The sequence below is a fragment of the Thomasclavelia sp. genome (assembly GCF_017889095.1).
Classification (GTDB): Bacteria; Bacillota_I; Bacilli_A; order Erysipelotrichales; family Coprobacillaceae; genus Thomasclavelia.
In genome coordinates, this window is record NZ_JAGHEW010000313.1 from 1 (window position 1) to 5,216 (window position 5,216).

A 5,216-nucleotide genomic window follows, 5' to 3' on the forward strand; every position below is an offset into this window, starting at 1 on the left:
ATTTTAGATGCTTTGAAGATTGAAAGGGATAATCATGGAAATTAAGGAAATAATTGCTAAAGCTTTTATAGCCACTAAAAACTCATATAGTCCCTATTCTAATTTTAAAGTTGGAGCCTGCATTGTAATGGATGATGGCAACTACTTTTTAGGAACTAATATTGAAAATGCTGCTTATGGTTCAAGTATGTGTGCTGAACGTAATGCCATCTATATGGCTTATTGTCATGGTTATCGTGATAATCAAATTAAACAGTTGGCAATTGTCGCTTTTGGTGATAAAATAGTTACTCCATGTGGCGCTTGTCGTCAGGTGATGGTAGAGTTATTACCAGAAGATTGTATGATTATTTTAGCTAATCAAACTAGTTATCAAACTACAACAGTAAAAGAATTGATGCCACTAGCATTTAAAGGAGATAATTTAGAATGTTCAAATCAGGATTTGTAAGTATTGTTGGTCGTCCTAATGTCGGAAAATCAACACTATTAAATAGTATCTTAAAAACTAAACTAGCAATTATGTCAAATGTTGCTCAAACAACTAGAAATACGATTCAGGGGATTTATACCGATGATAAGTCACAAATTATTTTTATGGATACCCCAGGAATCCATCGTCCTCAAGATCGTTTAGGCAATTTTATGAATACAACTGCTTTAAATAGTATCTATGGTGTTGATATTGTCTTGTTTTTAGCACCAGCTAATGAAGTAATTGGTAAAGGGGACCGTTTTATCATTAATCGTCTAAAAGAAGCTGATGGACCAGTATTTTTAGTTTTAAGTAAATGTGATACGGTGAATAAAGAAACATTGGCTAAAAAGTTACAAGCATGGCAGGAAATGTTTGATTTTAAAGAAATCATTCCTCTTAGTGCTTTAAAAAATGAAAATGTTGATGTTTTAATTGATACAATTCAAAAATATTTACCTGAAGGAAATATGTATTATCCTAAAGATCATTTAACTGATCATCCAGAACGTTTTGTCATGGCTGAATTTATTAGAGAAAAAGTGCTTTATTTTACGCGTGAAGAAGTACCACATAGTGTAGCTATTGTAATTGAACGAATGGCTGAAGATGAAGATGGAATTGAAGTTATGGCAACGATCGTATGTGATCGTAATAGTCAAAAAGGAATCATTGTTGGTAAACAAGGGGCAATGATCAAAAAAATTCGCTTAAACGCCCAACGGGAAATGAAACGTTTTTTACAAACACCAGTACATTTGGAACTGTTTGTTAAGGTTGAACGAAATTGGCGGAATAAACAAAAGTATCTAAAAGAATTTGGTTATAACGAAGATGACTATTAAAAAAGAAGAAGTTTTTACCGGTCTAGTTTTAAAAACTAGACCTTATCAAGAAAATGATCTTTTAGTCTGGGTGTATAGTCGTGATTATGGCAAGATTACTTTGCTGGCTAAAGGGGTAAAAAAAATGACTAGTAAAAATGCACCAGCTTGTCAAACATTGACATTATCGGAATTTGTTGTTGTTTTCAAATCGGGAATTTCTAGACTAATTAAAGCTAATGCCATAGATTATTATCGCCGTCTTAAAGAAGATATTGAATTAGAAGCTTATGCAACGTATTGTTTAGAATTTGTGGACAAATATACTAAAGAAAACGATCCTGATAGTGAAATTTACGATACTTTATTATTAGCGTTAAATTATTTACAGTTAGGATATGATCATAAATTAGTTTATTTATTATTTAATGCTTTTATTTTAAAAATAACCGGATCATCATTAGAAGTAGATGGCTGTGTTAATTGTGGTCGACAAGATTTGATCAGTGGTATTTCTATTTCTGGTGGTGGTTTTGTTTGTCAAAATTGCCTAAGTAAATATGATCGTCGTTTGAACGTGGATATTTTAAAGGGTTTTCGTTACATCAATAAATTTCCCCTGACAAAGATCGATCAGCTTCATTTATCATTTGAAGTAATCAAGGAATTAACTGAAATCATGGATATATTTATTGATGAATATACCGGAATTAATTTTAAAAGCCGTAAGTTTATTCGTCAATTAAGATTACTTGACTCGTAAGTTTTTGCGAGTCTTTTTACGTTATTTTTTAAACGTATACGCCAATTATCTATAATTTTCTTGAATTATCGATTATACTTAAATCAAAGAGAGGTGACTAAATGATGGTTTCTGTAGGAAAACCTAAATTAATTACAGCTTTAATTATGACAACCATAGTTATTAGTTGGGCATTGTTCTTATTTTTTTATAGTCCCATTATTTACATGAAGCAATTTTCTATCATTTTATTTCTTATTAGTATTTTTATTATTTTACCAGGTATTACGTATCCTCATTTGATTTGGAAAGTCGATGATAAAACCCTCCAGTATACTTATTATAAAAATCATTTAAATAAGATTATTGCTTTTTTTAATCAGTATTTATTGCATAAATCAGTTGACTATAATATTAAAATTAAACTAAGTGCGATTCAATATATAAAAGTGACTTATGTAGCAATGCCAAGAGCATTTTTGTGGGGAGTAGGCTATGATGTGCTGTTTAAGGTTAAAACTAGGGATAACAGTGTTTATGTTTTTAAAGCATTAGTTTTTGGTTACCAAAGAGATAATTTTAATCGAGTTGTTGAATTTATTAAAAGTAAGGGCATTTATTTTGTTGATGAATATGATATTTTAGAGCAGTTAAAAGTATCTCCTGAAAATATATGTTACTATTTAGAGAAAATTGATAAGGAGAAAAATAAATGATTTCAATATTTTTAAACACTGTTAGTGATACTGGTATTATTAAAGCTATGTTATCAAATTTCTTTAATTACCAACGAATTGCAACTAAAATTGAAACACTCGCTGATAAAAAGCAATATCATCAATATTATGATCTGTATTTTTTGAGGTAACTAAAATAGAAGATCTTAAAACAGTAGAAGCAATTGATCGTAATTTTAAATCGCTTATTTATGTAATAGGAAAAAAAGATTATCAGCTTATTGATAAATTAATTTGTTTAAAAATTGATTTGTTTCTTGATAAAGATAATCTTATAGATGATTTTAAGCGTAAAGAAAAAATCATTATTAATCAAATAAATGATTCTTTTAAAACGTATCAAATAATTCAAGGAACGATAAAGATTATTTTAAGGATTTCACAAATTATCTATATTGAGTCATTTAATCATCATATTGTTATTCATTGTAAGTCAGGTGAATTAATTGAAAGAAAACAATTATCTAAATTTATTAAAGATATTAATTCTGATAGTTTTATCCAAGTCCATAAATCTTTTGTTGTTAATAAGGAACATATTAAAATGGTTGAAAAAAAGCAGCTTGTTTTAACTGATGAAAAAATAATTCCTATCGGTAAAAAATATTCTAATATTGAAATTAGTATATAAAAACTATCCAGAGTAAAATCTGGATAGTTTTAGGATAAGAGTAAGTTTAAAAGCGAATCCTAAAAAGATCATTATTAGCGTTGATAACTTCAAACTGTTCTTGAGTGATGGTAAAGTGTTCAATAATATATTTAGTGATTGCTTCTTTAGAAAGTTTTGACCAGCCGCGATAACTAGTTTCACCATATTTTTGCCAATCACCAATTTCTTTTAAGTCGTGACAAGAAACTTTATTAATTAAATTAGTTTCTTTAAATCTGATAAAATAATCAAATTTGGTATCGCTAAGATCAGTTTTAAAGGTTGCCAAATAAGGTGCTGCTTTTTCTAAAAATTTGTTTTTCATAATTACCACTCCTCTATCTACTTATATTATAATATTAAATTATTTAAATTACAATAATTATATATATTAATTATTATGTTTTTAATTGACAGAATATGTCTTTTGGTAATATAGTTAGTATGCTAATAATTAGCATACTAACAAAGGAGAAACCATGAAAACACCACTATATATTTTATTATTTAAAACATTTCATGCTCAGCGGCGAAAGAATCGGGAAAATATGGATCAATATAATATGGCACCAGGACAGCCTAAAGTGCTTCGTTATATTGCCCAGTTTCCAGACTGTAAATTAAAAGATATTGCCAATGGCTGTGATTTAAAATCGGCTACGGTAAGTAAAACGTTAAATAATTTAGAGGAAAAGGGATTGCTTACTCGAAAAATTGATCCGCAAAATAAACGAGCTTATCAGCTTACAATGACTAAAGAGGGTAAAGAAGCTTTAAAAAAATGGGAAATTCATTGTCAGGAAGTAGAAAAAATTGCTTTAAAAGGATTTAGTGATGCGGAAAAAGAACAGTTTAGCGATTATTTTAAACGGATGTATTTTAATTTAACAGGGAAAAAGATTGAATAGGGGGCAAGATGATGATTAAACGATTATATCCTTTTATTAAACCATATCAAAAAACCTTTATTTTGGCTTGTTTAGCGATTATTGGGGAAACTGCTTTTGAATTAGTTATTCCGGTTTTAATGGCGGATATTATTGATATTGGGGTAGTTAATCAGGATCATGGTTATATTTTACTTAAAGGAATTGAAATGGCTATTTGTGCTTTGATTGCTTTAGCTTTAGGAATTGTATATGCTAGACTTACAGCTACTGCTGGCCAGGGGTTTGGAGCTAATTTAAGAAGAGCAGAATTTGTTAAGGTGCAGAATTTTTCGTTTAAAAACACTGATCATTTTTCAACTTCTTCATTAATTACTCGTTTAACTAATGATGTTACGATCGTTCAAAATGCTTTATGTAATGGTTTAAGACCATTAGTACGCTCACCAATCATGTTATTGATGGCATTGTTTTTTACTTTTTCAATCAATGCTAAATTAGCGTTGATCTTTATCGTAGTTACACCGATACTAGGAATTGGTTTATTGATCATTGTAAAAAAAGTAGGACCGCTATATCGTTTAATGCAATCAAGTATTGATTCATTAAATACAATTGTACAAGAAAACTTAAATGCAATCAGAGTTGTTAAAGCGTATGTACGGGAAGATTATGAAGAAAAAAAGTTTGAGAAAATTAATGAAAATTTAAAGGAAAATAGTGAACAGGCTTTTAAGACTTCAGTTTGGAATACACCGTTATTTCAATATTCAATGTATACTACTATTGTTTGTATTATATTTTTTGGTGGTCAAATGATTTTAGCCAAACAAATGCAAATTGGGGAGTTAACAGGATTTTTGAGTTATGTTCTACAAATTTTAAATTCATTGATGATG

9 protein-coding genes are annotated in these 5,216 nt (G+C 29.0%); 8 read left to right on the top strand and 1 reads right to left on the bottom strand.

What is annotated here, in order from left to right:
• Window positions 1-34: 34 nt before the first annotated feature.
• The 6 genes from cdd to J7M77_RS13725 all read left to right on the top strand — a co-directional run bounded on the left by cdd (window position 35) and on the right by J7M77_RS13725 (window position 3,409).
• Window positions 35-451, top strand: a complete 417-nt coding sequence (gene cdd / locus J7M77_RS13700) for a cytidine deaminase (protein WP_296879539.1) — start codon at window positions 35-37, stop codon at window positions 449-451.
• The gene (gene era, locus J7M77_RS13705) at window positions 430-1,320 is read left to right on the top strand and encodes a GTPase Era (protein ID WP_296879541.1); all 891 of its coding nucleotides are present in this window, start codon (window positions 430-432) and stop codon (window positions 1,318-1,320) included. Before cdd ends, era begins: the two co-directional genes overlap by 22 nt.
• Window positions 1,310-2,062 (top strand): DNA repair protein RecO, encoded by a 753-nt coding sequence (gene recO / locus J7M77_RS13710; protein WP_296879543.1) that lies wholly within the window; start codon window positions 1,310-1,312, stop codon window positions 2,060-2,062. The genes era and recO overlap by 11 nt, the downstream gene beginning before the upstream one ends.
• A 101-nt stretch (window positions 2,063-2,163) precedes the next feature.
• Complete coding sequence (locus J7M77_RS13715) at window positions 2,164-2,757, top strand: hypothetical protein (RefSeq protein ID WP_296879545.1); 594 nt, start codon at window positions 2,164-2,166, stop codon at window positions 2,755-2,757.
• Window positions 2,754-2,909 (top strand): hypothetical protein, encoded by a 156-nt coding sequence (locus tag J7M77_RS13720; protein ID WP_296879547.1) that lies wholly within the window; start codon window positions 2,754-2,756, stop codon window positions 2,907-2,909. The genes J7M77_RS13715 and J7M77_RS13720 overlap by 4 nt, the downstream gene beginning before the upstream one ends.
• A gap of 119 nt (window positions 2,910-3,028) precedes the next feature.
• The gene (locus J7M77_RS13725) at window positions 3,029-3,409 is read left to right on the top strand and encodes a LytTR family DNA-binding domain-containing protein (RefSeq protein WP_296879549.1); all 381 of its coding nucleotides are present in this window, start codon (window positions 3,029-3,031) and stop codon (window positions 3,407-3,409) included.
• Between the two features lie 46 nt (window positions 3,410-3,455).
• On the opposite strand, the gene J7M77_RS13730 is transcribed toward J7M77_RS13725, so the two are convergent.
• Window positions 3,456-3,755, bottom strand: a complete 300-nt coding sequence (locus tag J7M77_RS13730) for a hypothetical protein (RefSeq protein WP_296879551.1) — start codon at window positions 3,753-3,755, stop codon at window positions 3,456-3,458.
• Between the two features lie 154 nt (window positions 3,756-3,909).
• Here J7M77_RS13730 and J7M77_RS13735 point away from each other — a divergent pair, with 154 nt between their 5' ends.
• Both J7M77_RS13735 and J7M77_RS13740 read left to right on the top strand, forming a co-directional pair.
• Entirely contained in the window at window positions 3,910-4,338 is a 429-nt protein-coding gene (locus tag J7M77_RS13735) for a MarR family winged helix-turn-helix transcriptional regulator (protein WP_296879553.1), read from the top strand.
• An 11-nt stretch (window positions 4,339-4,349) separates the two neighbouring features.
• Window positions 4,350-5,216, top strand: an 867-nt coding sequence (locus tag J7M77_RS13740) for an ABC transporter permease (RefSeq protein WP_296879555.1), incomplete at its 3' end; no start/stop codon positions are given.

Coding starts and splice junctions, on each gene's coding strand:
- era (WP_296879541.1), top strand. CDS start 430: ATGTTCAAATCAGGATTTGTAAGTATTGTTGGTCGTCCTAATGTCGGA.
- J7M77_RS13730 (WP_296879551.1), bottom strand. CDS start 3,755: ATGAAAAACAAATTTTTAGAAAAAGCAGCACCTTATTTGGCAACCTTT.
- J7M77_RS13735 (WP_296879553.1), top strand. CDS start 3,910: ATGAAAACACCACTATATATTTTATTATTTAAAACATTTCATGCTCAG.
- cdd (WP_296879539.1), top strand. CDS start 35: ATGGAAATTAAGGAAATAATTGCTAAAGCTTTTATAGCCACTAAAAAC.
- J7M77_RS13720 (WP_296879547.1), top strand. CDS start 2,754: ATGATTTCAATATTTTTAAACACTGTTAGTGATACTGGTATTATTAAA.
- J7M77_RS13715 (WP_296879545.1), top strand. CDS start 2,164: ATGATGGTTTCTGTAGGAAAACCTAAATTAATTACAGCTTTAATTATG.
- recO (WP_296879543.1), top strand. CDS start 1,310: ATGACTATTAAAAAAGAAGAAGTTTTTACCGGTCTAGTTTTAAAAACT.